This window comes from Polaribacter sargassicola, assembly GCF_021991835.1.
GTDB lineage: Bacteria > Bacteroidota > Bacteroidia > Flavobacteriales > Flavobacteriaceae > Polaribacter > Polaribacter sargassicola.
Genome location: NZ_JAHDAU010000151.1, coordinates 1 through 307 on the forward strand (window position 1 = coordinate 1; position 307 = coordinate 307).

At 70.0% G+C, this 307-nt stretch carries 1 pseudogene; it reads left to right on the forward strand.

Features of this window, described 5'->3' with window-relative positions:
* Positions 1–307, forward strand: a pseudogene (locus tag KI686_RS16260) (hypothetical protein); the annotation flags it as partial.

Below are 307 nucleotides of genomic sequence, written 5' to 3' on the forward strand. Positions count from 1 at the left end.
CGGGTCCATGCGCGGCGGGATCTTCTCCGGCCCCGACGCCGACCAGGATGCCGAGGAGCAGCTGCGCCGCGTCACCGACGCCCCGCAGATGGCCGGCCAGAACCTCTCCGCAGAGGTCTCGGTCAGCGAGCCCACCGTCATCCCCGCAGAGGGCGAGCGCATCGGCAACCTCGCGGTGCTCGACCTGGGTGTCAAGCAGTCCACGCTCGACAACCTCGCCCGCCTCGGATTCGACGTGCACGTCCTGCCGCAGTCGGCGAGCTTCGCCGACATCCAGGCCGTCGACCCGATCGGAGTGTTCTACTCG